Source organism: Paraburkholderia silviterrae (assembly GCF_004353915.1).
GTDB classification, from domain to species: Bacteria; Pseudomonadota; Gammaproteobacteria; order Burkholderiales; family Burkholderiaceae; genus Paraburkholderia; species Paraburkholderia silviterrae.
On sequence record NZ_SMRP01000012.1, the window covers coordinates 92,318 to 116,902 of the forward strand.

A 24,585-nucleotide genomic window follows, 5' to 3' on the forward strand; every position below is an offset into this window, starting at 1 on the left:
GCCTGTGGATAGAGACGGTTTTTGTGAAGGCCGGGACGCTTTTTGTGACGTAGCTGGCAGGAATTGGGTTTGGATGGGCGGAAATTGTGAGAACGTCGGGCGGTTTTTGGGCTGTCAGCTAGAAGGTAAGGGGTGCTTTTTGTGCGTGAAAGTGCCGAATATTAGGGGCGGTTTTTGTGTTGACAGCCGCTGCTTGGCTGATAGAGTGCCGGCATTGAGCCGAAAGAACGAATGGAAAACCCGACGCTTCCCGCCACGCCGCATCAACTTGCCTTGGACATCTACGACGACATGTCCGGGAAAGACGCGCGGATAGACCAGGCAGACAGGGACATTGGGTATCTCCGAAACAACATCTTCACCCGTGTCGGCGGACTTGGTATCGCCGCGCGGCGCGTGCTCGACGCCGCATACTTCATCGTCGCATCGAAGGCGCCTGACGAACTCATCGACGACAAGGTCTACACGTTTTCCGAGGACATCAACTACTTCAAGTGGCTGATGCGCTACGACAGTCGCAACCACAGCCATCTCGTCACCCAGATGCGTGCCGCCGCGAAGGCCCGCGTTGAAATCATGACAGCCCCCTCAATCGAGGAACTGACCGAGAAGGACTCGTGGGGCACGATAAGTCTGCTTGGCGATTGTTACATCGAGAGAAACGTGGTGTGCATCCTGCTCTCAGGGCGGGTGATTCGATATCTCATTAGCCCGTACAAGGCTCATTGGCTCAGCCTGCGCGATGCTGCGAAGTTTACGCTATCGCTCGCGCGCGCAGTCTATGATCGCCTCATTCCATGCGAGGGCCATGGCGTAACCGAGTGGTTCGCGTACGAAGACGTTCTCGAATGGCCAGGAAAGGTCGGCGTATCGCGTAGGGTCTTCAAGGAGTTCCGTAAGCATTTCCTTGAGCCTGCCGTGCAGCAGCTCAACGAAGAGTCGGATTTTGAGGTTAGCTGGGAAGCGAACGCCGCGCGCGTGTCCGCGGACAAGATGAAGCTGCGCTTCCGGTTCACGAAGAAACAGGGCGCTGATGCCGCGCGCGCAGGCATTCCGGATGAAATGTACCTCGTGCTTCATAACGAGTTTGCGTTTGATGAGCTGGACTTTCTGCGCCTCGCAAATAATCGGCACACCTGGACGGATGAACGCCTTGTGCAGGCCATCGAATACACGCAGACCAGGTTGACGCAGGGCAAGGTCACCATCAGCCCCAAGGGCTATCTCTTCAAGTCGCTCGAAGGGAACTACCGCATTGGTGGCGCCGAAAAGAAGATGTTGGCTGTTCAATCGCAACAGTCCCAGCATTCGCAGGAGGAAGCACGCGCCCGTCAAAACGCAGAGTCGCAGCGACGAGAGGCTGAGAAAGCCCAAGCCGAAATTGCAGCCGCCAAAGTCCGTTCGGAGGCTGACGCCGGCAGGGAGTTCTATGAGGCGGCGGACGCCCATATCCGAAAAGAACTACTGCACACGTTTGTGACGGGTCTGCTGCACCAGCGGCAAATGGCCAGGGTTGGCGTCTCGCGTGAGTCGCTCACGACTGAGAACATCCTCACGGCAAACCGGCAGCTCGCTGAGACTTTCTGCACACACGTGTGTTCGCGCATGAAGAAGGTAATCGACGCGCACCCGAAGTGAGCGAGGCGGCGGCCGACCACCGGTTACGCCTTCACCTTGTAGACCTGTTCATGCATCTCCCCTTGGCCAGTATTAGCTGTCGTCGCGTTATTCCAGACAGAGGTAGCCGCTGGCGACAACCGCCGACGATTGCGACGCACTGCAACCGGGCGTGATCGAACCCGGCTGTCTGCTCGCGTGTGGACATGGCATGCTGGGCCTGTTTCATCCGCACGAGTGAATCGCGACAATTGCCGATGGTGGCTACCGAAGCGGCGTCCTGACCGGTCCAGATTCGTTCGATGAATTCCTCGGCCCGTCCAAATGCATCCGCGAGCTCGTCGGGCGAGGGGGGGCCACTTGAAGACGGCGGAGCATCGGCGAGCGGTGAACCACCGGCCGCCTGCCAGATGCGGCCAAGGCTGGCGACCGCGCACAGGATGGCCCAGCTCGCATAGGGAATGGCCGCGTCGCCCCCGGTACCGAGGTCCAGTATCTGCGCGGCCTTGGCGCCGCTGAGTTTGCCCCGTCGGAGCACTTCGCGCACTTCATTGGCTTCCGGTCCAATCCAGAAGTTATTTGCTGGACACAGACATTTTGGGGTGTGGGACACAATGAAATGGCCAGCCCGATCCCAGCGCCCGTTCTACGACAGGTAGTTCGGTCCAAGGTAGAGGAGAGCACCATGAACGGGTCACGCAGATCGGCATCGATCAGGCACATCTGCAAGACGACGTGGCGCTCGCGATTCGTGAAAACGAGGCGGTCGCCGCGACGCTCGCTCTCCAGATCGAGATCGCGGAAATGCGTCTTCAGGAAAGGTTGCACCGAACCCGGATTACGCCCTGCTGGCGACTGTGCCTATTGGCCACACCCTTGCCACGGTCATTTTGTTGGAAACCGGACCATCGAGCGTTTCGCCAGCGCCGGTGACTTCGCGTCCTATTCGCGTTCCGTGGACAGGCCATGATTCGGGAACAACGTGGTTTGCTAGACCTCGTTGTAAGAGATGGCGCACTGAACAATTATTGTCGCACCGGTGACAGTTTCATTGTGGTCTACGAATATCGAATGAAACAGGCCGCACGCAATGTGTGTGTAAACGCTCCGATTCAAATAGCAATGCCAACCTGGTCTACGCGGTGCCACATCTATTAATAGCGGCAATATTTTCTCGTCTGAAAAAGTTTCGGCATTTAATACCTATGCAAAATGGGTTAAATAAATGTTAAATTTTGTTCGAATCGATTGACATGAGATTACGCCGTTGGCAGTCTAAAAGACCATCACAGCAAATATGCATAAGCGAGAACCGTGTACGCTGCGCTGCCTGCAATTGTTTCCTCCATTTTTTTATCCTATGGGCTGTACGTTGTTGCAGTTGGAAAGCCCATGCGTATTTGTCTTCCATTTCTCCTGTTAAGCCTTGCCACTTTTGCTTGGCAGTGCGCATGGGTGTTTCTCTTCGTCTCTGGTTCACTAGACATATCGGTTTTTATTGCAAAAACAGGTTACGCATTCATTCTATTTATTCCAGCAACATTTTATCATTTTGCTGTTGAGGTAACCGAGCGGAAACGTGAGAGGGTAGCGGTCTGGCTTTGTTATGCGTTTAGTTTCGGTTTATTGGCGCTTCTGCTTGTCACGAATACCGTTATATATGGGACACATAAATATTTCTTTGGTGAATACCCTAAAGCCGGGCCTTTGCTTTTTTTGCACATTGCGCAAACGGTGGTCGCAGCGATCAGGGTGATGGTGCTTTTTGCGGACGGTAGACGTTACGCCACTGGAAATCGCAGAATAGCGTTTGGATTTTGTCTGGCTGGCGTGTGCTTCTTCAGTTTGGCCGTGATCGATTATGCGGTCAACTATGGCTATGCCATATATCCACCTGGCGTTGTTTTCGTCGCGTTTGGTCTATGCATGCTGGCGATCAGTTTGACATATTTTGATTTGGTTAAACCGCCGACATTATCGAATGATTCGATTGCCTGCACGGAATTATTCGAAGGACAAAGCCCGTTAGAACTGCAAGCTCTATCGAATAACTGGGTAAATATACTGCGCGGATATAGGGCAGCAGTCGACGCAGGGTTGTGCGACGAGCGAGTTACCCTCGACCAAGTTGCCCGGACCACTAAGCTTGTAAGCTCGATGACAAGGTGTGAAGCTGAAACGGGCGCATTTCTTGATGCGGCGCTGAAAGCTTTTGTGCGAAAAATTCCTTTTGGGAGGCATAAAATGGAATTCCCAATTAGCGTTTCAGTCGAGACCGCAGAAAATGCGCGCATTACATACAAATTCCAGAAAAAATCACTGGATAGCATAACTATAGTTAAGACTACCTGCTCTCGTGGAGGAGACCAGGTAGTTTGTTGTGGAACGTTTCACGAGGCGGCGCAAGTGATTTCCTATTTTGACGAAGAAAATTGTTTGGACGCACCAGTCAGAGCAGAATTTACTCAATTGGGTATCGATCGTCTCTACACGAAAAAAATTGATTCGGAAGACGAGGACGATGAGGCACCTGATGAATTGATGCGCGTTCTAAATGCGCAGCAAAACTCGAAACCAGAAGGTAATTTGCACTGATGGCCAGCGTCGAAAGGGGCGCCCAATTTCGCCCGTTGTTGGCTATTTGGTTGACTACTCTTGCCATAACCATTTCAACCTGGTTGCTCGCTTACGTGCAGATTCAGGCCGCCTATTCGGCGTCTACTGAGTCTGTACATCAGTTCCCGTACCGCTATGTAATCTTTGCATCGATCTTGACTAGTGTACTCGTAGGTTCCGCGTTTGTAATAAGTGCTATCGTTGGGAGGCTAGTGTCCAGTGAGGCCACGATGCGTCGGTTAGCGCGTGAAATGAAATATCTCGCTGAGATTGATGTCCTTACCAGGCTACCGAATCGACACTACTTAATGTCTCTACTAAAGGCCCGTATCGAAAGGTTGTACCGATATGGTGCGCTTTCTTTGATTTACGTGGATATAGACAATTTTAAAAAGATAAACGATTTATTAGGGCACAACTACGGCGATGAATTGCTAAAGAGTGTTGCGAGACGATTATCCGCAATCGCGGGTGCTGCGAACGTCATAGCGAGAATTGGCGGGGACGAGTTCGCTATAGTCGTGGATTCTGACGAATCTCAGAACACTGCACAAAAAATTGCTGAAGAAGTTGTTAAGGAATTCAAAATCGCGTTTGGGTTGCGTGGGGATAGTTACGTAGTTTGCTTGAGCATGGGAATTGCAACACTGCACGACGAAGCGACGTCAGAGTTTGATCTGCTCACTCAGGCTGATTTGGCAATGTACTCGGCGAAATCCGCACGCCGCGTTGACAGTATCAGTGCTTACAGGCATTTCACCATGGACCTCTCGACTCGTGCAATGCACGAAATCGAACGGCAACAGGAACTGCAATATGCCATTCGTGAAGGGGAGTTCTTGTTTGATTATCAAGTGATCGTTGACGCCGCGACGCAGCGGGAGGCTGGTGTGGAGGCTATTTTAAAATGGCAACACCCAGAGAGAGGATTGCTGACTGCAGAGGAATTTCTCCCGTTCGCTGAGCGTACAGGCTTCGGTCCGCAAATAGGCGCGGTCGCGATGGAATCAGCGCTTCGGCAATTCAGTGTTTGGCGCACGCGCGGCCGCGCGCCCGAATATCTCTTAATTAAGGTATCGTTATCCCAATTAATAGAAGGAGATATCGCTTCATTGGCTTTGCGTTGGCTGCGAGTTTTTGATATCGATCCAACTGCATTGCATATGGAGCTAGCTGAGGGTGAAATCCACGGTGGAGGAGAGCTACTCAAGACGAGGCTGAAGGCGCTACGAGCTGAAGGTATCCAAGTGATCGTCGGAGCATTTGGCGCTCGTGCTGCGTCGCTTTCTCTGCTGTCAAGTCAATTGTTTGCAGGAATCAAGATCGATCGCAAGTTGGTGCGCGACGCGCGAAAGGATCGCCCGACCTTGATCGTCTTTGAAGGAATTGTCCACGTCGCGCTTAACCTCGGAATGTCAGTAGTTGTCGACGGGGTTGACGGGGTGGATCAGCTATCCTGGTTACGTCAGTACCAAGGGATCAGTGCGCAAGGTGAAGTTGTGCCAGTGATCACCGCTGCCTCTCTAGAGCAGGATCGATGACGCGAGCCAATGACTCTCGTGCCCCCGTCTTGTACGAAGCAAACGTAAGAATTGCCCGCGATGTGGTGAATCTTCGGTTATGGGGTCGCGGCGAAAGATCCAGCGCGCTGTTACTCGAGCACGAGATTTCTCAGTATGGCGGGATGACACTTAGCCAACTCTTTGCATTTGAAAAAAATACGCGGCTGGCAGAGTTTTGCGCAGCCGATCCTTATGGAGAGCACTTACGCTCACAATACCACACATTGGCTAACGTACTAGGGCAATCCGATGTGACTCGAGGTGAAGCCGGAAGTGCAGTAACGAGACGTCAGAATATCGATGGAGTGCGGGATTGCGCTAATGAAAGCGAACTCTATGAGTTTGTCGCCGCTGTTATAGAGGATGTTGGTGGCACGAGTTTTCTGTATAGATGGATTCACGTCGAGGAGAAAACAGACGATATTAGCAATCAGAGATGTCTGTTAGGCTGTCATCCGGGATGGATGCACAAATATATTCATCGCGTCTGGTACATGAATGACCCTGTACTCGAATATGCGAAGCGTAGTGTGTCTCCTGCCACCGATAGACAACTCGAGGTCAGCGAGCTCCATTGGAGTCAGATCGATGCGCCGAAGTATGGATTTGGCCACGTCGCAGTATTCCCGGTACATCTTAGAAAAGGACTGATCGGAGTTCTCCAGATTGCGGGTTCAAATGCGGCAGCAGTTGAGACAATGCTGGAGGCGCCAAAGCGGCTCTTGTTGCGAGATCTTGCAACTGAGCTGTTGAGCTGGGAGGTACGAAACATCCGCAACGAAGCTGCTTCCATTTATAAGCTGACACCCCGGGAGATAGAGGTGCTTCGCATTGTCAGCGCTGGAGGGTCAGCTGCAAATGTGGCATCAAGCTTAGGTCTATCCTCCAAGACTGTGTATCGGATTTATGCCCAGATTGATAAAAAATTAGGATCGGCAAGTATTACCAAATCTCTGGCTATAGCGACAGAAAAAGGCTTGCTAGAATAGGTAATTTGAAGACTTCATCGTCTGCTTACCGTAAATCACCCGTGTTGACAAGGGGTAAATCGAGTGGCGATTTGGCCATCAATGAGCCATTAAACTACCACTCAGCTAGTGTTCACGGGAATCAAGACTCGCGGTGGCCGGTCAGTAGATCTCCCAGCTTTGTACCGATCGATGGGTTCCTTCGTCCAGGTAACGCAACTTCGCCATCGATTTTTCAGGGTGCGTCGAGCACACGTCGCCGGGTATGCGTGTTTGGTTCGATCGCATATGCATAGTACGGGCCTTGCGTGACCGGCTTTACGGCGAATTCTTCTTCGTGGCGCTTTATTTCAACGTGAGCCGGATGAGGACGCACGCCCAACGCTTAACATTTAAATCTGCTTGCAACAAACTTAATGTTTTTTGGACTAGGCCGCAGACCATTCGCGTGGACTGTCGGTATCGCGAAAAAGTTGTAAGGCCCTTCGACCTAGTTGGTTGAGTTCGGGTTGATCATGAGGTCCGACAGCTTCATGTTGGCTGGTTAGTTAATTGGAGGCGCATCAAGAGGTTGGGATGGATGGAATCGTTTGTTCGCAATATCGACTGCCAAGCGATGTGGACGCATGGTTAGCAGCGCGCGCGAAAGTGGAGGAAAGGTCGAAAAGTGCACAGTTGATTGTCGAGCTGCGTGCTCGAAGGGCCGAAATGGAGGAGTGGTGCCTGGGGGAGATAACTCAAGCACTATGGAAGTAGCGGAACGATAGTCAAGCCGAGACGCGCGCCAATTCTTCGGGCCGCGATCGATCGTCGATGATTGGCGCGGTGTTGCGGAGTTTGTCAGAAGGATCGGCAAATGGGCCAAGTCTATTCGTCTGACACTTGACGCCGGCCTCTGTCTGGTGTAAAAAATCAAATATGGATTTTGATAAAAAAATTCGAATTTGATAATTTCAGATTGATGTCTTCCGCGCGATCCAGCAAAAAGCCTGTTTTGATCGAACAGACCGAAACAGAGATGAGAGTGACGCTCGCAGAGATCGCGCGTGGCCTGCTTGATGAGCCGTACCGGGTCAGGATTTTTTTGGGTAGTGGCCAAGCATGGGAGATCGAGTTGCTTACCGATTCCCGGCAGATCCACCAGATTCAAACGCAGCGAGGCCCAACGCGCACATGGCTTGCGCTGGATAAGGCGATCGAGGCTGCCTTGACGTATTGCACTGACGCGAAAAGCATCAGCGTGGAAATTGGGTCGATTGTTCTGGAGTCGCGGTAGAAGCGGTTGATACCAGTGTTGACGCACCGGTATCAACCTGACCATTACGCAGCAACTGTTGAGGAAAACCGGAATGGCTACGCGGATTGTAGCGCATTGGTCCCATTGTGCGACCAAGGCAAACCTGCGCGTGCTTGTCGTGGCGGCCGCGCTACTCGCGCGTCCGATGCTTCGGCGCGCGCTCTCAGCCGACAGGCCCATAAGCGTGTCTGGTAGAGCATCAAAAGCAAGCAAAATCCCGCCCCGAATACTTCGGGATCGCCTCGTCGCCACCCCACTACAATCCCGCCGCTCCCCTTGTACGGCTTTGGTAGCCGTCCCTGATTGATTTTCCCCGGAGGACAATGACATGTCATTGAATAACGCGGAAAAGAAAGCACTACTAAATGCATCGCTAGCGGGTATAGACGCGATCGACGCGCAAATCGAGATCCTGCGCGCTGCCTACCCGCATGCTTTTCACACTCCGGATTCGTTGGCAACGCGCTGTTTCTTCGACCAGCCGAAGCATGAGTTGCTGTCTCGCGGCTTCGTCCGCGCGTATGAGACCGGACAGGATGGGTAGCAGGCAGGGGCACCGCCGGCTGGCTGTATGCCGGTGGGATCTGACCAGATCGGAGGACACCGTTATGGGCAGGGTTTTCAGGTGGATTCGAAAGGGCGTATGCGCGCTGCTGTTGTTCCTGATGTCGACATCGTTCCTTGGCTTCGCGTACTGGGTGATCCAGCGGCACTCGTCGTTGCGCGATCTGATTGCTGTCGCGCTCGTGGGTCTGGGCTGGGCTGCAATTGGCTATGTGGCATACCAGCGCGGCCGGCCGCGCGATAACCAGGGTTGGTGAGCCATGCGCAACCAATTTAGACATCCCCTTGCGAAACAGGTCGGAGTCGGCCTGATGCAGCTGGGCGTGCTCATCGCGTGGGGCTGCGGTGGCATGCAGTGGTTTCTGGAGTCCTACGTGCCCTGGGCTGCCCAGCGGGTGCAGAGGCTATCGCTATTGGCCGTGGTGCCAGCGGCGCTCGCCCTGGCCCTGGCCGGTGCGGCCGTAGTGCTGGTGACGCTCCAGTTTCCCCCGATCGCGGTTGCCCTCGCGGAGGGCGCCGCGCAGCGGACCTGGCGCGGACGAGGTGACGCATGAAAACGCACCTCGCGTTCCCGCATGCATGGGGGTTGTCATGATGCCGGTCGACTTCGCGATGCTCGCGCAGCAGTGCGCCCCTGCGGTCTATCCCACCACCCTGCAGGCGCTGGTCAAGACAGAATCGGGCTTCAATCCCTTTGCAATCGGCGTGGTCGGCGGCCGACTGGTGCGGCAACCGCGCACCCGCGACGAAGCCATCGCCACCGCGCGTGCGCTCGAGGCGGCTGGCTGGAACTACAGCATGGGCCTGGCACAGGTCAACCGCGCGAACCTGCGCGTTTATGGCCTCACCAGCGAAACCGTGTTCGACCCGTGTGCGAACTTGCGCGCCGGCGGCGTCATCCTTTCCGGCTGCTACACCCGCGCAGCCGCCGGCGGCCGCGCGCCGCAGGACGCCGTGCGTGCAGCGCTCAGTTGCTACTACAGCGGCAATTTCACGCGCGGCTTCAGGGCGGACGAAGGGGGCACGAGTTACGTCCAGCGCGTGGCTGCGAATGCGGTCGATATCGGTGCGAGCGCCACGGTCGTCCCACCGATCGCTGTCGTGCCGGATGGCGCGGCGCCGGTTGCGCGCACGGCAGCGCACCCGGCGCGCGTGCGCCGGGCCGATGACTCATCCAGTGCCGCCACCGGGGCAGACCATGCCCGGCAGGCCTATCACCACCCAGCCTGGGACGCCCTGGGCGATTTTTAACGGAGCATACAGATGCAGAAGATCTTTCCCAAAACCGTGGCCTTGCTGCGCATGCGCAGCATGCATGCACGCCGCATTGGGGCTGGCGTGGTGATGTCGATGGTCGCTCGCGCCGCCTGCGCGGGTGGCGGTCTGGCCGCGGGCACGCAGGCCGCCAACACTTTCACGACGTGGTTCTACAGCTTTTGCGGTATCTGCGCCGGTTCGTATCTGCTGTGGACCGGGATCCAGTGCTGGACCAACAAGGCGGACTGGATCCATGACTTTGGCGGCGGCATTGCGAAGGTGGCCGGTGTGGGTTCGGCACTCGTGCTGGCCGGCTGGGCATTCGGCCTCTTCGGCTGATCGTCATGGAAGACGACCGTACGCTTTACCCGTCCTACGCGGGCCTGAACCGGATCGCGATGATCGGCGGCGTGCCGATGTTCCCGGCGCTGATCATCGGCTGTGCATCGCTGATCGCCAGCATGACCGGCGGCTTTGTGCTGGGCCCCGGCGGCCTGCTGATCGGCTCGGCCGGCGTGCCGGTCTTCCTGTTTTTCCGCCATGTCTGCGAGACCGATGATCAGGCGCTGCGCCTGACCTGGCTGGAATTCCTCTGCTGGCTCGACCGCCGGCGCGTATCGGTGTTCGGCAAGACCTGCACGCTCGCGCCGATGCGCTACGGGCGCGATCTGGACGTGTACACCCGCGCGTTTGCGCACGGCCGGGACCTGGAGCGCTTCGAGGCGCTGCGTCACAGCCTGCTCTCGCACGCACAGGAGGACGAAGATGAGTAACCGCGATTGCATGCCGGCCGCCGACGGTGCAAGGCCGGCCAAGGTGGGTAACACGATAATTCACGTGCGCCCTGGCGCGGGCAAGACCACCTTCAACGTCTTTTACGACATGCTTCGCCTGACGGAGCGGGAGTTCCGGATTGTGCGCGGCAGCGGCAACCTGGCAGACGATGCGCCGGGCGCGGGAGACGAGCCATGCGCGTGAGCAACGAGCTGAACCGGCTCGTCGCGGCCGCAGAGGACAAGCTGCCGCGCTTCGGTCGCCCGGTGTCGGTCAGTGCGACGAGCATCGACAGCGGCGGCGCCATGATGGTGCTGCGCGTGAACGGCGTGCCGTTCGAATCGGTCAGCCGCGGCGAGATCGAGGCCCGCTACGACAGCTGGAACCGTCAACTGGCCGCGATGACGCTGGAGAAGGGCAACCGCCTGTCGCTGTGGACCACTTTCCGCCGGCGGCGCGTGTCGTTCGGAGACGAGTACCGTTTCTACAACCCGTTCATCCAGCAGGCCGTCGACAAGTACCTGCAGCGATTCCGCAAGCACGACCACTTCGAGAACAGTTTCTACATCACCGTGATCCTTCAGGGCGATGACCTGGACGAAACGGTGCGCGAGCTCGAGGAGCTGGGCGAAGGACTGACGAAGGCGCTCGTGTCCTATGATCCGCAACTGCTGGAAACGTACGGGCACAACGGCATCCTGTTCTCCGAGCCATACCAGTTCATCGGCGAGCTGGTGAACGGCATCGATGAACGTGTGCCGGTCACGCAGGCGACGGGACGCGAGCTGATCCCGACGTCGCATCTGCATTTCCACTATGACACGGTCGAGATCCGCACCGACCGCTCGACGCGCTTCGCGGTCTGCTACGACCTGAAGGATTTTCCGAAGGCCGGCTGGGGGCAGACGAATCCGCTGCTGTCGCTGCCGGTCGAATTCACCCTCACGCAGAGCTTCGGCTGTCTGAGCACCGCTGAGGCGATGAAGGCGATCGAAGACCAGATCAACAACCTGAATTCGGTCGAAGACAAGGCGAAGCACCAGATTGACGAGCTGAAACAGGCGGTCGCGCTGATCGCCGGGCGCGACCTCGCCTTCGGCGACTATCACGGTGCGCTCATCGTGTATGGCGACACGCCGGAGAAGGCGATCAGTAACGGTGCGTACGTGACGAGCCGTGCGCTGAACGACTGCGGCTTCAAGTTCGTGAAGGCGACGGCGTCGGCGCCGTTCACGTACATGAGCCAAGTGCCGGGATTCAGGATGAAGCCACGGCCGATGCCGAAGTCGACCCGCAGTCTCGCGTCGTCGTTCTCGATGCACACCTATTCGGCCGGCAAGGCGCGCGGCAATCCGCTCGGTGATGGCTCGGCACTCATGCCCGTGCAGACGGTCGCGAAGAGCCTGTTCAGCCTGAACTGCCACGCTTCACGCCTGGATGAAGACAGCGTCGGCGAGAAGGTGGCCGGCCACACGCTGATTCTCGGCTCGACGGGAACGGGCAAGACAACGCTCGAAACGATGCTGCTCGCGTTCCTCGAGCGTTTCGACCCGAAGATCTTCGCGCTCGACCTCGATCAGGGCCTGCGGATCTTCCTCGAGGAGATGGGCGCGCTCTACTACACGCTGCGCGAAGGCGAGCCGACGGGTCTTGCGCCGTTCGGCCTGCCCGAGACGAAGCGCAACCTCGCGCACCTGTATGACCTGGTGGGCGCATGCTGCCGCGACGAGAACGGCAAGCTCAGCGCCGACGACCAGCGGCAGATCAAGCATGCCGTCGACACGGTGATGAAGCTGCAGAACATCGAGCACAGGACTTTCAGTCGCCTGCTGGAGTCGATTCCGGACACGGGCGAGGAAAACAGCCTGTGGCTGCGCCTGAGCCAGTGGTGCGGCGCAACTAACGGTCGATTCGCCTGGGCGCTGGACAACGTGCCGAACACGTTGACGAACATCGCTGACGTGCGCCGCATCGGTTTCGACGTCACGGACTTCCTGAAGAAGGACTATGCCGCCACGGAGCCGGTCCTCGCGCACCTGCTGTACCTCAAGGACCAGATGCAGAAGAAGGGCGGGCTGCTCGCGACGGTGATCGCCGAATTCTGGCTGCCGGCGAGTTATCCGACCACGCAGGAGCTGATCCGCAAGTCGCTGAAGACGGGCCGCAAGGCCGATGAATTCATGATCCTGGATTCGCAGTCTCCGGAAGACGCGATCCAGTGTCCGGTATTCGCCGAGATCCGCGACCTGACGGCGACCAAGATCTATCTGCCGAATCCGGATGCGACGCGCGAAGGCTACAAGCTCCTGAACCTGACCGATCGCGAGTTCGACACGCTCAAGCGGCTCTCGAAGGAGTCGCGGACCTTCCTGATCAAGCAGAGCAACCAGTCGGCGTTTGCAACGCTGGATCTGGGCGGCATGAACGACGAGATCGCGGTGCTGTCCAGCAGCCTCGACAACGTGGCGATCTGGGAGGAGTGCACGCGCGAGGCCCACGGCGATACGGATCTGCGCATGCAGCTGTTCCAGGCGCGCCGCAAGGGCAAGCGCAATCGCACGCCCGAGACGGAACTCACAGAGGAGAATTGATATGAACGCGTCCCACCCCGTGACCGAGTGAGCAAAGGAAGGTGGATCCTCACGGGCCAACGGCATCGATGTGCCCAAAGTGGAAAATACGGAATTTTCCAAAGCGACCGGAGGATCCTGTGATGAATCGTACAGCAGTCGGTGTGGACATCGCGAAAAACGTGTTCCAGGTGCATTACGTCGATCAGGAAACGGGTGAGCTTGTGAACAAGCCGATCAAGCGGGAAAAGTTCCTCGAGCACTTCGCGAACCGGGCACCCTGCGTGATCGGGATGGAAGCGTGCGGTGGAGCGCACCACTGGGCCCGGCAACTGATGAAGATGGGTCACGAGGTGAAGCTGATGCCGGCAGAGTTCGTGAAGGCGTTCAACATACGTAACAAGAACGATGCGGCGGATGCCAAGGCGATCTGGCTGGCAGTGCAGCAGCCAAGCAAGGCGGTCGCGATAAAAACCGAGATGCAGCAAGCGATGCTGGGGCTACACCGTATGAGGCAGCAATTGATCAAGTTCCGAACGATGCAGATCAATAATCTGCGAGGACTGCTGATGGAGTACGGCGAGGTGATGAGCAAGGGCCGGGCCAAGCTGGACAAGGAGATACCGTTGGTACTTGAACGGATCTCTGAGCGCCTGCCCGCGGTGGTCATTGATACGCTTCGCGAGCAGTGGAACGGACTGGCAAAGCTGGACGAGCAGGTAGCGCAGATCGAGCGCCGCATGCGCGAGTGGAAGAAGGAAGACATGTCGGTGAAAGCCATTGGCGAGATTCCCGGCGTCGGCCTACTGACGGCAACGGCGGCAGTTGCAATGATGGGTGATCCGAAAGCGTTCAGTTCTGGGCGGGAGTTCGCCGCGTGGGTCGGGATCGTACCGAAGCAGACAGGCTCGGGTGGCAAGGTAAACCTGCACGGCATATCGAAGCGCGGCGACACGTATCTCCGCACACTGCTGATCCACGGTGCGCGTAGCGTGATTGAGAACGCAAAGGAACCCGGTGAATGGGTCGAGCAGATGAAGAAACGGCGGCCGAAGAATGTGGTGATCGTCGCATTGGCCAACAAGATCGCGCGGACGATCTGGGCCGTGCTCGCCCATGACCGGCCGTACCAGAAGTGCTACGTGAGCGTGAAGCCGGCTTAGGCGGATCATTCGCGGTAGAAGATCAACGTTTAACACAGGGTGAACGTCGAAAGGTTGCGCAGCTATCGAGTGTGATGACGAGCAGGTAGGACCTGGGACTTGCTAAACCTGAATTCAACCGAGAGCTCCGAGCTCGCGAGGAGAATGAGGCGCGAGTCAGCGGATTTCATAGGGGCCAGCAGCGGCAACACCGGCTGCAAGAAGGCCGGATATAGAGCTGCAGCCCATCCTGTCTATCAAAACACAAGACAACTGTTGCAAACGGGACGCGTTCATATAGGTTGAATGACGACGATCGACGAACTGCATCTCGCGTCGGCTATCGGGCCCGCCACACGCGAGCAGCTCAGGCAGTGGGCGGATGAGCACGACCGGATGTGGGACAGGAAGAACTGTGTGCGACGCATCAGGTTCGGAGTCCTGCTCTTTGCCATTGCGGCCCTTGTGGGTGCTGCATGCATGTACAGGCTCCACATTTCCCGCATCGGTACATGGCACGGAAGCCATGTTGATTTCGGCACTCTGGTGGTTGAGGGCGTGGCGATAGGCCTGTTCGCGACCGCCACGGTGGATCGAATGGCCCTGTCTCGTTCCCGTCCGGTCAACCCCTATCGACCCATCGACCTTACACCTGCCGATCTGGAGGAGCAGAACACGGATTTCCCGGGGGCGCTGGCGTATCTCGATGCGATTCACCGTCAGCACTGGCCAATCGTGCCGCACGACCTCGACGTACTGGCGATGGTTCGCCAGCAACATCAGTCCAGCCACGGAGCATGACGATGAAAACCATTCGGAAACTGACCGGCGCTGCGGTGCTCGCGGCTTTCTGCTCCACGCAGACCGCGCACGCGCAGGGTGTTCCGGTGCTCGACCTGCAGGCGGTCGGGCAGGCGATCCTGACCGTCAAGCAGCTGGAACAGCAATACAGCCTGATCTCGAACCAGTACGCATCGACGATCGGCAATCGCGGCCTGGGGAACATTCTCAATGACGCGTCGCTGCGCAACTTCCTGCCGGATCAATGGCAGTCGGTTTATGACGAAGTGAAGAGCGGGCAGTTGAACGGCATCAGTGGCCTCGCCAGCACCATCGAGAGCCAGGAGGGGATGACCGCGTACACGCCCGGCCAGCAGCGCCTGAACGATACGCTGGCTGCCAACAAGGCGATGGTGATGCGCGCCTATCAGGCGTCGATCGACCGGCTGACCAACATCCAGCAGCTGATGCAGCAGTCGAACCTGACGCAGGACCCGGCCGAAAAGGCCGATCTGCAGAACCGGTGGTCGGCGGAGATTTCGTCGATTAACGCGGAAAAGATGCAGCTGGATCTCGCTGGGCGGCTTCAGGACGCGGAGAAGGAGCTCGCACAGCAGGCTGCGCATAACGGCATGCAGAGTCGCCTGAACGACGACAACGCCGATCAATAACGCGGAGCGCGAACATGGCCACGCAACTGACGATCTTCACCGATATGTTCAACTCGTTCGACCAGAACGTGCTGAACACGATCAACACCGGCTCGGCCCGGATGATCTCGCTGATCAGTCCCCTGGTCGCCGCGTGCTTCAGCCTCTACGTCCTGCTCGTCCTGCTGTCGTACTGGCGTGGCCACAACGACAGCCCGATATCCGACTTTCTGCTGAAGACGGCGGGGTGGGCTGCTGTGCTCACACTCGGGATGAACATCAGCTACTACAGCGAGTACGTCGTGCCGTTCTTCAACGGCCTTGGCGATGATCTGAGTACGGCATTGATGGGGGGCAACAGTCTGAGCAACGGGCTGGATACGCTGTTGAACCTCTATATATCCGCGATAAAGACAATGTACGCGGGGCTGACATGGAGCGACATTGGCCTCTATATCGAGGTCTCGGTGCTCGCAATCTGCATCCTCCTGGTCGGCGTGCCGTTCCTTGCGATTGCGGCCGCCTACATCATCCTCGCGAAGTTCGCACTGGGGTTGCTGCTCGCGCTCGGTCCGGCCTTCGTCGTTGCTGCGCTGTTTCCGGCAACGCGCCAGTTTTTCCAGAACTGGGTCGGGCAGTGCCTGAACTATGGCCTGCTCGTCGCGCTGTTCGGCGCGGTTGGTGCAATCGAGGTGAGTTTCATGACTTCCGTGCTGCCCAAGGCATTCGACGTGCATAACGTAATGCTGACCTATGCGATTGAAGGAAAGATCATCGGTGCGGGGCTGGTGTTCATCGTGGTGTCGTTGAGCATGCCGTCTCTCGCCTCGCAACTGGCAGGTGGCGTGGGCATCTCTTCGATGGTCGGTAAGATCGGCAATGCGGCCAGCATGGTCATGAGGGCGATGAAGTTCTCGGGCGGAGCCGGCGGTGGATCATCGGGTGCGTCGGGCAACTCGCTTGGGCGCGCGTGATTTTGACTACTACCAGGAGGAATCGATGAGGTTAATCCGGTTCGTGACGGCGGCAATCACGGTTGTGGTGGCTCTAACGCAGTTCGGCTGCGGCAAGAGTGACGGCGACCAATACCTTGGGAAATGGACGCGTGTTAATGGGCAAGACTACAGCGAAATCGTCATTAGTAAAAACGGTAGCGGCAACGATTTCTATGTCTCGCACCATGAGGATCAATACAACGACGACGGCAGCAAGGTCGGAACGATAACGCGTCAACAGCCAGCCACCGTTGTGGACGGAAAGATGATTGTCAGTGCCGCGATTCAATATGCAATGACGATCGACAAATCGACCGGCCATCTCGTTACGCCTGGGTCAGAGTTCGTGCGCGCGAAGTAAAGAGCGACGGCCCGCCGGAGCAGCCAGCGACGGCGGGCGGTACAACTCAACCGGAGATTGAAATGAAATTCATCGTCGTGCTTTGCAGCGCCGCGCTGCTTGCAGCGTGCTCGTCGGCGCCAAAGCCGACGCAACCTGAGGGGCCGTGGATGCCCGTGAACCATGCGACACAGGGGAGTGCGCAATGAAATGGATTCCGGGGAAGACGGCCAAAGCGCAGGCTGAGCCAGCCGCGACTGCGACCGACGCCAATTCCGCGGCTGCGCTGCAGGACCTCGCGGCGAAGCTCGCCGACGCTGACCCGCGCGAGATGGCGCGTACATTTTTCAGGGAAGCGCTCTCCTTCGAGAAGTCCCGGCAGCAGCTGCAGGAGAATATGACGAAGATCGCCTGGCGTGTCGCGGGTGGCGCCATGCTTGTTGCGCTGGCTTCCATTCTTGGCTCAGCAGCTTTAGTACAACTAAAGAGACCGTCACCGCCAGTGATCATCAAGGACAACACCGCGACCGGCGACGTGCAGGTGATCGACGTCGCGCACAGCGGGACCGTGACATTCGGTGAACTCGAGTTGCGCGCAGCACTGCGCAAGTACGTCGAACTGCGCGAGCGGTACGACTGGTACACGATCCAGGACGACTACGACACCGTATCGCTGATGAACTCCCCGCGCGAGCAGACGGAGTACGCGGCGCTGTACAGCCGCAAGAACGCGCCGCAAAACGTGCTGACCGACAAATACCGCGTGGTGGCACAACCCGGTGCGATTACGTTTGTCGGCTCGACCGCGCAGGTGTTCTTCTCGAAGAAGATCATTTCGCTGTCGACGCAGGGGAGTTCGACACCGACGCCGCCCACGACGGAGTACTGGGTCGCGACGATCACCTATGAGATGGGCGATCTGCCGACCAGAAGCGATGAGCAGGTGCGCAATCCGACCGGATTTCGTGTCACCAGCTACTCGGTCGATCGTGACTGGACCCGCAGCAGCACGACGGACGGCGTGGCGCCGATGCCGTCGGCGGCCACGTCGTCCCAGTCGGCGCCGTCGGCACCGTCGGATGTGCAGGGAGGGGCGAGACAATGAAAGCGCGGTTCCAGAACACGTTCCGCGCGCCGGCGGGTGTGTTGACGATCGCGGCCGTGCTGGCCACCCTGGCACGACCGGCTGTGGCTGAAGTGATACCGGGCCCGTGCGGGAGCGACCCCCATGTTGCGTGCGCGGTGTACGACCCAACCGAGACGTACCGGATCGCGTACCGGCCAGGCGAGGCGACGGTCCTCATCTTCGAGAAAGGCGAAAAAATCGACGGCGGTGGCATGGGCGACGGCAAGGCCTGGTCCGCGGGGCCGGCTGGCAACGGCTTCTTCTTCAAGCCGAAAGCTGCGCAGGCCGCTACCAACCTGATCCTGCTCACGAACCGGCGGCGCTACGTGCTGAAGCTGGTTCCTGTCACCAGGCGCGAGCAGGCGGTGTGGTCGCTGACCTTCGATTACCCGGACACGCGTGCGAAGGAGTCGGCAGCCGCTGCCGTGCGCTCGGCCGAAGCGCGGGCACTGCTTGCGCAGACCGTCAGCGCGCCGGGCACGGGCAACTTCAACTACGACATGCACGGCGATACGACACTCGCGCCGACCGCGCTGTGGGATGACGGCCGCTTTACCTACTTCGAGTTCAGGACGAGCCGCGACCTGCCGCAGATCTACCGCGTGTTCGCGGACGGCAAGGAAGCGCTCGTGAATCCCGACGACGTGCGCGGACCCGTGCTCGTCGTGCACGACACGGCGCCGGGCTTCAACCTGCGCGTGGGCGATGCCGTGCTCGGCATCCGCAACAACGCATACCGGCCCGACGGCCAGCTGAACCCGACAGGCACGACGATTCCGGACACGGTGCGGCTCGTGAAACAGAAGGAGGCGAGTGGTGAGTGACGAAATCAACCTGAACCCGTCGCCGGTCGAGCCGGCCGGCATCGGCGAGCGCGGCGTGCCGGGTGTTGGCCGCACGAAGCGCAAAAGCCCGTTCCGCCTGCTGCCGATTGTCCTCGGGATCGTGCTGGTCATGCTGTTCGGCGCGATTGCGGTGGGTGTCGCGATCAAACGCTGGTCGGCGCAGCAGCATGCGGAGTCCGAGGCGGCCCGTGTCGAAGCGCAAAAGGAAAAGCCCTCGGATGACCGGCACGACTTTGGGCGCGACCAGGCGAAGATCGAGAAGCAGCGGGCCGAGGAGGCTGCGATGGGCTCGGCGGCGGCCGCTGCCAGTGCGGCGCTTTCGACGCCGGCCCATGCGGATGCCGCAAGCGCGACGCAGGCGACGGCCGCGGGCGGAAACGGTGCCGCCGCGGCGACTGCAGCCAGTGCGGTCGAGACGGCCGCGCAGCGCAAGCTCGACGGGGACGTGCTGCTCAACTTCAACAATGACCAGAAGATGCCGGGTGCCGCCGGCGCGGGTGGCTTGCCTGGTCTCGCCGGTTTGACCGCCCAGCATCCCGACTTCGCGAAGGATGGCCTGGACGGCAAGCTGCAGCCGTCGAAGCTGGCGACGGTCAAGGCCGAACTGATGCCGTCGCGCGACTTTTTGCTGATCGCGGGCACCACGATTCCGTGCGTGCAGGGCGCGGAGATCGTCACCGACTACCCGGGCATGACCGCCTGTCACGTGTCGAAGGACGTCTACTCGGCGAACGGCAAGGTGCTGCTAATCGAGCGGGGATCGGAGGTGCTGGGCGAGCAGCGCCAGGCGCTGATGCAAGGTCAGGCGCGGATCTTCGTGATCTGGACGCGCCTGACGACGCCCGATGGCGTGAAGGTGGAGCTCGATTCGCCGGCGGCCGATGCGCTCGGCGGCAGTGGCCTGCCCGCCTACGTCGACAACCACTTCTGGACGCGGTTTGGCGGCGCCATGATGGTCAGCCTGATCAGCGACGCCGGTCAGGCGCTGTCGACCATTGCAGCGAACTCGGGCAGCGGCAGCAACGGCATCCAGTTCAACAACACGACGAATGCCGGTGGCGAGGTGGCGGCCGAAGCGCTGCGCAACACCATCAACGTGCCGCCGACCGCCTATTCGAAATACGGATCGATGACGACGATTTTCGTCGCGCGCGACGTCGACTTTTCCGGTGTGTACGAGCTGGCGACGCCATGATCCAACTTCATGCGGAGTGCTTATGAACATGCGATATGACGACAGTGTCACGGTACGCAGTCATCTCGGGACACTGGGCATCGCCGGATTGCTGGAAACGCCTGGCGTCACGGAGCTGGCTATCAACCGGCCGTATGAAGGCTGGACCGAAACGCGCGACGGCTGGCAACGCCATGCGCTGCCGAACGCGTCGCTCGAAATGCTGATGCAGTTCGCGCCGGCACTGGCGATCTACAACAAGGCGAAGCCTGCGCTGTCGGCGGCCGAGCCGGAAAAGCCGGTGCGCCTGCCCGACGGCGAGCGCGGCCAGATCGTGATTCCGCCCGCGTGCGAGCCGGGCACGGTGTCGATGACGATCCGTGTGCCGAGCTCGACGCGCTATTCGGTGCAGGAATGGGCGGACGCAGGACGGTTTGACCGGTTCCGTGATGTGGTCCGGGGTGGACTGAACGGCGGTGGGGCACTGACGGAGGGCGACATCGAGGCGGCGACGGCACGGGCTGGCTCGGAGGGCATCGATGTTGGCCGGGCCACCGCGGTTTTCGATCCGGCCCGCGCGCTGAATGCGTATGGACTCGCGCAGTTCCAGCAGGACATGCTCGACGCGCTTGCGCAGCGCGACGTGGTGCGGTTTCTGACGCTCGCCGTCCTGAACCGGCTGAACATCGTGCTCGTGGGCGGTACTGGCTCCGGCAAGACCACGCTGATGAAGGCACTGGCCGACCTGATTCCGATCATTCCGCACGAGGCGCGCCTCGCGACGATCGAGGATACCCACGAACTGCCGTTGCCGCTGCATCGAAACCACGTGCATCTGTTCTACAGCGAGGCGATTTCCGCGCGGCGCATTGTAAAGGCGACGCTGCGAATGAAGTTCGATCGCGTGTTGCTGGCCGAGCTGCGCGGTGACGAAACGTGGGACTACCTGACCCTGCTCAACACCGGCCACCAGGGCGGCTTGACGACGGTGCACGCGAACGACTCGATCGCGGCGCTGGCACGCATCGCCACGCTCGTGAAGCAAAGTCCGGTGGGACAGACGCTGCCGTTTGACTACCTGATGCGCGAGATCCGCACGACGGTCGACGTCGTGCTATTCATGGAGAACCGGGACCTGACGGAAATCTGGTTCGATCCGGTCACGAAAATGAAGCTGCTGCGGGGGGATGCATGAAAGCTGTCGCAAACGATCCCGTCATCATGAACGGCGACGCACACGCCGGCCTCGAAGCCCTGGAGCGGCAGACGCACGCCGCAGCGGATCGCCTGGCGCGGCAGATTCCGGCCATGTGCGATGCGAACGGCGCGCTGCCACCGCAGGGAATACTCGCCCAGGAACTGGGCGTGAGCCGGACCCTGCTGCGCGAGGCGGTCAACCAGCTCGTCGCGCGCGGCGTGGTCGATGTGCGTACGAGGGTGGGTTCACGCGTGCTCGATGAGCGGCAGTGGCAGATCGTCGACCGGCATGTGGTGGCCTGGCGCCTCGCCCGCGCAACGGATCCGTCCTTCGTGGTGGACCTCGCCGAGATTCTGCGCGTGCTTGAGCCGGTTGCTGCAGCTGAGGTGGCGCGACATGCGAGCCCGCGGCAACGCGCGCGGATCATGGTGGCCAGCGCCGCGCGGCTGGTGTCGACCTCGCTGGCCGGCTACGCCGCCGCACGTCGCGAACTGCATGTGGCGATCCTTGCCGCGAGCCCCAACCAGTTCTTGCAGCAGCTGACGTGCCTTGTGCCGCCGCTGGGGGAGACGGTGGATCCGGATCCTGGCGCGCCGGAGATGGCCGACGGTGAGCGCCAGGCGCTCGCACTCCTCGAGGCGGCCATCCGTAACGGCAATCCGGTGGCCGCCCACGAGGGCGTTGAACGCCTGAACGGCTGGGATCTGCCACGGGCGGGCAATACGTATGTTCATCGGGGATCTGTGGGGGCGTCAGCATGAAGGCCCGTCTTCTCATAGCCGGCGTGCTGGGCGTGCTGTCCGGCGCAGTGGTGTCCGGTGCCGCCCGCCTGCTTCATCTCGACGCGATCACCGATCCGGGAGAGATCGGCGCAGTGGCCGGCCTCGTCGTCGTCGCGTGCCTGCTGTGGGGCGTATGCGCGAGCGCAGTGCTGCTGAAAACCGCGACGCTCGCTGAGCGCATCATCGCGGCTGCCCTGCTTGCGCTCGTGATCGTGGCCGGTCTCGCGGTCGCGGGCCAGTTCGTGGGCGCGCTGGTGTTCGCAAAGCTGGAAAAGCTGCCGGACTCCGCGATCGGCCTCTGGACGCTGCGGGACTACTGGCATGCCTGGGGCGACGTGAAGGCGGTGAAACGTTCGCTGCAGATGGCCACCGTGGTATCGGTGATCGTGCCGCTGCTGCCGGTTGCGGCGATCGTCGCGGCGCTGGTCACGAAACCGAAGCGCGAGCTGCACGGCGATGCACGCTTCGCCTACGGCTACGAGATTCGACGCTACGGCCTGCTCGACGAGGCGAACGGCCGCAGGCGCCACAGGGGAAACCGCGGGGGGAGCCGCCGGGACGATGACCGCGATCCCTCGATCATCGTCGGCAGGTACAAGGGCAGGTATCTGACCTTTCGTGGCACGGAGTTCGTGATGGTGGCCGCACGCACACGCTCACGCAAGGGCGTGGCCATCGTGATCCCGAATCTGCTCACCTTTCCGGACTCGGTTGCGTGTCTCGACGTAAAGGGCGAGAACTTCGACCTGACCTCGCGTTACCGGCAGGCCTGCGGCCAGCAGGTGGTCCGCTGGGCCCCGTTCGACCAGAAGGGGTTGACGCACCGCTGGAATCCCCTGTTCAAGATTGCGAAGAGTCCGGCGTTCGTGCGCGTGGGTCGCCTGCAGGCGATCGCCGCGCGCCTGTATCACACCACCGACGGGCGTAACAAGTTCTTCTACGAACAGGCTGCCGACCTGTTCATGGGGCTTGCGCTGTATCTGATGGAGATGACTGGCGACTGCACGTTCGGCCAGGTGCTGCGCCTTGCGACCACGCCCGACAAAAAGGTGCGTGAGCACCTGTCGGAGTTGATGCAGCACGAGCCGCAGAAGGGCGTGCCGCTGTCGGGGGACTGCCTCGGTGCGCTCTCGCGCGTGCTGGCCTCGCCTGACGAGACGATGCTGAACATCGTCGCGACGTTCAATGCGGGGCTGCGCCTCTTCAGCAACCCGATCGTCGACCAGGCGACGAGCGCCTGCGACTTCGAGCTGGACCGTGTGCGCCGGGAACTGATGTCGATCTACATCGTGCTGCCGGTGCGGGAGCTCGCTGTCGCGAGCCTCCTCGGCAATCTCTTCTACACGCAGCTGATCGAGGACAACCTCGACGTGCTACCCGGTGAAGATCCGGCGATCAAATATCAGTGCCTGGCTGTCGGGGACGAAATTACGGCGCTCGGTCGCATCGAAGTGCTCGACAAGGGCAATGCGTTCGTCGCGGGCTACTGGATTCGCCTGCTCACGATCCTGCAGTCGAAGGCGCAGCTGGAGCCGAACGAGCTGTACGGCCCGGCCGGGGCGCGCACGCTGATTACCAATCACGCGGTACTGGTCGCATATGCGCCGGGCAATCAGGCCGACGCAAAGGAGCTGTCCGAGACGCTGGGCACCTTCACCGAGAAGGCGACCTCGAAGAGCCGCAACCACGGCCGCAACACGTCGACGGGCACGAGCACATCGGATCAGGGCCGCGCGCTGATGCTCGACCAGGAACTCAAGCGCATGGAGCAGCACGAGGAAATCGTGCTCGGCTTCCAGCGGCCGATCCTGTGCGAGAAGGCGACCTATTACGAGGACGATCTCTTTATCGACCGCATGCGCTCGGTCAGTCCGCTGCTCGCCGCGATCGACAATCGCCTGCCCACCGAAGAGGAAATCAAGGCCGCCTGGCAGGCCGGGGAGTTGCGCGCGACCGGCATCCCGACGCACAACCCGGCAACGTATCACGCGGCGCTGTCTGCGAAGGCCGCGGGCGAAATCCGTCTTGCACGGCAGGCCGGTGCGAAGCCGCTGACCGCGGCCGAACTTCTCGCGCTCGACCAGCGCACACCCGGACCGCTAGCAACGGGCATGGTGCTCACCGGCTTCGAGGCCGATCTGAGCGAACTCGGCGTCGTGATGCGCGACGACGTGCGCGAAATGCTCGCCGGCATCCGCATCGATTTCAGCGTGGCAGAAGCGGACGACGCTGACCAGGGGCAGATTGGGCCGGCGCCCGCGTCTGCGGCGCCGGCGGACACCGAGGTAAAGGAGGTATCACATGGCTGACCGGAACAGGCCTGAATCA

The 24,585-nt window shown here is 59.8% G+C and carries 25 protein-coding genes; 24 read left to right on the forward strand and 1 reads right to left on the reverse strand.

All coding sequences use genetic code 11. The annotated features are described in order from the left end of the window. Nucleotides 1–231 precede the first annotated feature (231 nt). Nucleotides 232–1,638, forward strand: coding sequence for a replication initiation protein (locus tag EYW47_RS22775; RefSeq protein ID WP_133197103.1), 1,407 nt, complete (start codon nucleotides 232–234; stop codon nucleotides 1,636–1,638). 31 nt (nucleotides 1,639–1,669) lie between these two features. On the opposite strand, the gene EYW47_RS42580 is transcribed toward EYW47_RS22775, so the two are convergent. After that, complete coding sequence (locus EYW47_RS42580; protein WP_338117836.1) at nucleotides 1,670–2,164, reverse strand: hypothetical protein; 495 nt, start codon at nucleotides 2,162–2,164, stop codon at nucleotides 1,670–1,672. Between the two features lie 767 nt (nucleotides 2,165–2,931). On the opposite strand from EYW47_RS42580, the gene EYW47_RS22785 reads away from it, so the two are divergent. From EYW47_RS22785 to EYW47_RS22895, 23 genes are all read left to right on the forward strand, one after another. After that, the gene (locus tag EYW47_RS22785) at nucleotides 2,932–4,212 is read left to right on the forward strand and encodes a histidine kinase N-terminal 7TM domain-containing protein (protein ID WP_133197104.1); all 1,281 of its coding nucleotides are present in this window, start codon (nucleotides 2,932–2,934) and stop codon (nucleotides 4,210–4,212) included. 272 nt (nucleotides 4,213–4,484) lie between these two features. Then, nucleotides 4,485–5,774, forward strand: coding sequence for an EAL domain-containing protein (locus tag EYW47_RS22790; protein WP_165976654.1), 1,290 nt, complete (start codon nucleotides 4,485–4,487; stop codon nucleotides 5,772–5,774). A gap of 29 nt (nucleotides 5,775–5,803) precedes the next feature. Next, a complete protein-coding gene (locus EYW47_RS22795) occupies nucleotides 5,804–6,784 on the forward strand; it encodes a helix-turn-helix transcriptional regulator (RefSeq protein WP_165976655.1) in 981 nt (326 codons plus the stop codon). Nucleotides 6,785–7,757: 973 nt separating this feature from the next. Further along, nucleotides 7,758–8,039, forward strand: coding sequence for a hypothetical protein (locus EYW47_RS22800; RefSeq protein ID WP_133197107.1), 282 nt, complete (start codon nucleotides 7,758–7,760; stop codon nucleotides 8,037–8,039). A 349-nt stretch (nucleotides 8,040–8,388) separates the two neighbouring features. After that, complete coding sequence (locus tag EYW47_RS22805; RefSeq protein ID WP_133197108.1) at nucleotides 8,389–8,604, forward strand: hypothetical protein; 216 nt, start codon at nucleotides 8,389–8,391, stop codon at nucleotides 8,602–8,604. 64 nt (nucleotides 8,605–8,668) lie between these two features. After that, nucleotides 8,669–8,881, forward strand: a complete 213-nt coding sequence (locus tag EYW47_RS22810; RefSeq protein ID WP_133197109.1) for a hypothetical protein — start codon at nucleotides 8,669–8,671, stop codon at nucleotides 8,879–8,881. Between the two features lie 3 nt (nucleotides 8,882–8,884). Continuing rightward, complete coding sequence (locus EYW47_RS22815) at nucleotides 8,885–9,178, forward strand: hypothetical protein (RefSeq protein WP_133197110.1); 294 nt, start codon at nucleotides 8,885–8,887, stop codon at nucleotides 9,176–9,178. A 37-nt stretch (nucleotides 9,179–9,215) separates the two neighbouring features. Next, nucleotides 9,216–9,875 (forward strand): lytic transglycosylase domain-containing protein, encoded by a 660-nt coding sequence (locus EYW47_RS22820; RefSeq protein ID WP_133197111.1) that lies wholly within the window; start codon nucleotides 9,216–9,218, stop codon nucleotides 9,873–9,875. 12 nt (nucleotides 9,876–9,887) lie between these two features. Next, nucleotides 9,888–10,220 (forward strand): hypothetical protein, encoded by a 333-nt coding sequence (locus tag EYW47_RS22825; RefSeq protein ID WP_240763858.1) that lies wholly within the window; start codon nucleotides 9,888–9,890, stop codon nucleotides 10,218–10,220. A 5-nt stretch (nucleotides 10,221–10,225) separates the two neighbouring features. Further along, the gene (locus tag EYW47_RS22830) at nucleotides 10,226–10,654 is read left to right on the forward strand and encodes a VirB3 family type IV secretion system protein (RefSeq protein ID WP_133197112.1); all 429 of its coding nucleotides are present in this window, start codon (nucleotides 10,226–10,228) and stop codon (nucleotides 10,652–10,654) included. Beyond that, nucleotides 10,647–10,859: a hypothetical protein gene (locus EYW47_RS22835; RefSeq protein WP_133197113.1), complete on the forward strand. Its 213-nt coding sequence runs from the start codon at nucleotides 10,647–10,649 to the stop codon at nucleotides 10,857–10,859. Before EYW47_RS22830 ends, EYW47_RS22835 begins: the two co-directional genes overlap by 8 nt. Then, nucleotides 10,850–13,246 carry a VirB4 family type IV secretion/conjugal transfer ATPase gene (locus EYW47_RS22840; RefSeq protein WP_133197114.1) on the forward strand — a complete coding sequence of 799 codons (2,397 nt, stop codon included), beginning with the start codon at nucleotides 10,850–10,852 and terminating at the stop codon, nucleotides 13,244–13,246. The genes EYW47_RS22835 and EYW47_RS22840 overlap by 10 nt, the downstream gene beginning before the upstream one ends. 122 nt (nucleotides 13,247–13,368) lie before the next feature. Next, nucleotides 13,369–14,388, forward strand: a complete 1,020-nt coding sequence (locus EYW47_RS22845) for an IS110 family RNA-guided transposase (protein WP_133197115.1) — start codon at nucleotides 13,369–13,371, stop codon at nucleotides 14,386–14,388. 285 nt (nucleotides 14,389–14,673) lie between these two features. Further along, nucleotides 14,674–15,168, forward strand: a complete 495-nt coding sequence (locus EYW47_RS22850; protein WP_133197116.1) for a hypothetical protein — start codon at nucleotides 14,674–14,676, stop codon at nucleotides 15,166–15,168. Nucleotides 15,169–15,170: 2 nt separating this feature from the next. Next, complete coding sequence (locus EYW47_RS22855; RefSeq protein ID WP_133197117.1) at nucleotides 15,171–15,818, forward strand: type IV secretion system protein; 648 nt, start codon at nucleotides 15,171–15,173, stop codon at nucleotides 15,816–15,818. A gap of 14 nt (nucleotides 15,819–15,832) precedes the next feature. Continuing rightward, nucleotides 15,833–16,771 carry a TrbL/VirB6 family protein gene (locus EYW47_RS22860; protein ID WP_133197118.1) on the forward strand — a complete coding sequence of 313 codons (939 nt, stop codon included), beginning with the start codon at nucleotides 15,833–15,835 and terminating at the stop codon, nucleotides 16,769–16,771. After that, nucleotides 16,728–17,153: a hypothetical protein gene (locus EYW47_RS22865; RefSeq protein ID WP_240763859.1), complete on the forward strand. Its 426-nt coding sequence runs from the start codon at nucleotides 16,728–16,730 to the stop codon at nucleotides 17,151–17,153. Before EYW47_RS22860 ends, EYW47_RS22865 begins: the two co-directional genes overlap by 44 nt. A gap of 184 nt (nucleotides 17,154–17,337) precedes the next feature. Continuing rightward, nucleotides 17,338–18,237 carry a VirB8 family type IV secretion system protein gene (locus tag EYW47_RS22870; RefSeq protein WP_133197119.1) on the forward strand — a complete coding sequence of 300 codons (900 nt, stop codon included), beginning with the start codon at nucleotides 17,338–17,340 and terminating at the stop codon, nucleotides 18,235–18,237. Beyond that, nucleotides 18,234–19,082 (forward strand): TrbG/VirB9 family P-type conjugative transfer protein, encoded by an 849-nt coding sequence (locus EYW47_RS22875; RefSeq protein ID WP_133197120.1) that lies wholly within the window; start codon nucleotides 18,234–18,236, stop codon nucleotides 19,080–19,082. Before EYW47_RS22870 ends, EYW47_RS22875 begins: the two co-directional genes overlap by 4 nt. Beyond that, nucleotides 19,075–20,298, forward strand: a complete 1,224-nt coding sequence (gene virB10, locus EYW47_RS22880; RefSeq protein WP_133197121.1) for a type IV secretion system protein VirB10 — start codon at nucleotides 19,075–19,077, stop codon at nucleotides 20,296–20,298. The genes EYW47_RS22875 and virB10 overlap by 8 nt, the downstream gene beginning before the upstream one ends. 22 nt (nucleotides 20,299–20,320) lie before the next feature. Then, the gene (locus tag EYW47_RS22885) at nucleotides 20,321–21,472 is read left to right on the forward strand and encodes an ATPase, T2SS/T4P/T4SS family (protein WP_133197122.1); all 1,152 of its coding nucleotides are present in this window, start codon (nucleotides 20,321–20,323) and stop codon (nucleotides 21,470–21,472) included. Next, nucleotides 21,469–22,236 (forward strand): FadR/GntR family transcriptional regulator, encoded by a 768-nt coding sequence (locus tag EYW47_RS22890; RefSeq protein ID WP_240763860.1) that lies wholly within the window; start codon nucleotides 21,469–21,471, stop codon nucleotides 22,234–22,236. The genes EYW47_RS22885 and EYW47_RS22890 overlap by 4 nt, the downstream gene beginning before the upstream one ends. Further along, a complete protein-coding gene (locus tag EYW47_RS22895) occupies nucleotides 22,233–24,566 on the forward strand; it encodes a type IV secretory system conjugative DNA transfer family protein (RefSeq protein WP_133197123.1) in 2,334 nt (777 codons plus the stop codon). The genes EYW47_RS22890 and EYW47_RS22895 overlap by 4 nt, the downstream gene beginning before the upstream one ends. The last annotated feature ends 19 nt before the right edge of the window (nucleotides 24,567–24,585 follow it).

Coding starts and splice junctions, on each gene's coding strand:
- EYW47_RS22775 (WP_133197103.1), top strand. CDS start 232: ATGGAAAACCCGACGCTTCCCGCCACGCCGCATCAACTTGCCTTGGAC.
- EYW47_RS22790 (WP_165976654.1), top strand. CDS start 4,485: ATGAAATATCTCGCTGAGATTGATGTCCTTACCAGGCTACCGAATCGA.
- EYW47_RS22805 (WP_133197108.1), top strand. CDS start 8,389: ATGTCATTGAATAACGCGGAAAAGAAAGCACTACTAAATGCATCGCTA.
- EYW47_RS22810 (WP_133197109.1), top strand. CDS start 8,669: ATGGGCAGGGTTTTCAGGTGGATTCGAAAGGGCGTATGCGCGCTGCTG.
- EYW47_RS22815 (WP_133197110.1), top strand. CDS start 8,885: ATGCGCAACCAATTTAGACATCCCCTTGCGAAACAGGTCGGAGTCGGC.
- EYW47_RS22820 (WP_133197111.1), top strand. CDS start 9,216: ATGATGCCGGTCGACTTCGCGATGCTCGCGCAGCAGTGCGCCCCTGCG.
- EYW47_RS22825 (WP_240763858.1), top strand. CDS start 9,888: ATGCAGAAGATCTTTCCCAAAACCGTGGCCTTGCTGCGCATGCGCAGC.
- EYW47_RS22830 (WP_133197112.1), top strand. CDS start 10,226: ATGGAAGACGACCGTACGCTTTACCCGTCCTACGCGGGCCTGAACCGG.
- EYW47_RS22835 (WP_133197113.1), top strand. CDS start 10,647: ATGAGTAACCGCGATTGCATGCCGGCCGCCGACGGTGCAAGGCCGGCC.
- EYW47_RS22840 (WP_133197114.1), top strand. CDS start 10,850: ATGCGCGTGAGCAACGAGCTGAACCGGCTCGTCGCGGCCGCAGAGGAC.
- EYW47_RS22845 (WP_133197115.1), top strand. CDS start 13,369: ATGAATCGTACAGCAGTCGGTGTGGACATCGCGAAAAACGTGTTCCAG.
- EYW47_RS22850 (WP_133197116.1), top strand. CDS start 14,674: ATGACGACGATCGACGAACTGCATCTCGCGTCGGCTATCGGGCCCGCC.
- EYW47_RS22855 (WP_133197117.1), top strand. CDS start 15,171: ATGAAAACCATTCGGAAACTGACCGGCGCTGCGGTGCTCGCGGCTTTC.
- EYW47_RS22860 (WP_133197118.1), top strand. CDS start 15,833: ATGGCCACGCAACTGACGATCTTCACCGATATGTTCAACTCGTTCGAC.
- EYW47_RS22870 (WP_133197119.1), top strand. CDS start 17,338: ATGAAATGGATTCCGGGGAAGACGGCCAAAGCGCAGGCTGAGCCAGCC.
- EYW47_RS22875 (WP_133197120.1), top strand. CDS start 18,234: ATGAAAGCGCGGTTCCAGAACACGTTCCGCGCGCCGGCGGGTGTGTTG.
- EYW47_RS22885 (WP_133197122.1), top strand. CDS start 20,321: ATGAACATGCGATATGACGACAGTGTCACGGTACGCAGTCATCTCGGG.
- EYW47_RS22890 (WP_240763860.1), top strand. CDS start 21,469: ATGAAAGCTGTCGCAAACGATCCCGTCATCATGAACGGCGACGCACAC.
- EYW47_RS22895 (WP_133197123.1), top strand. CDS start 22,233: ATGAAGGCCCGTCTTCTCATAGCCGGCGTGCTGGGCGTGCTGTCCGGC.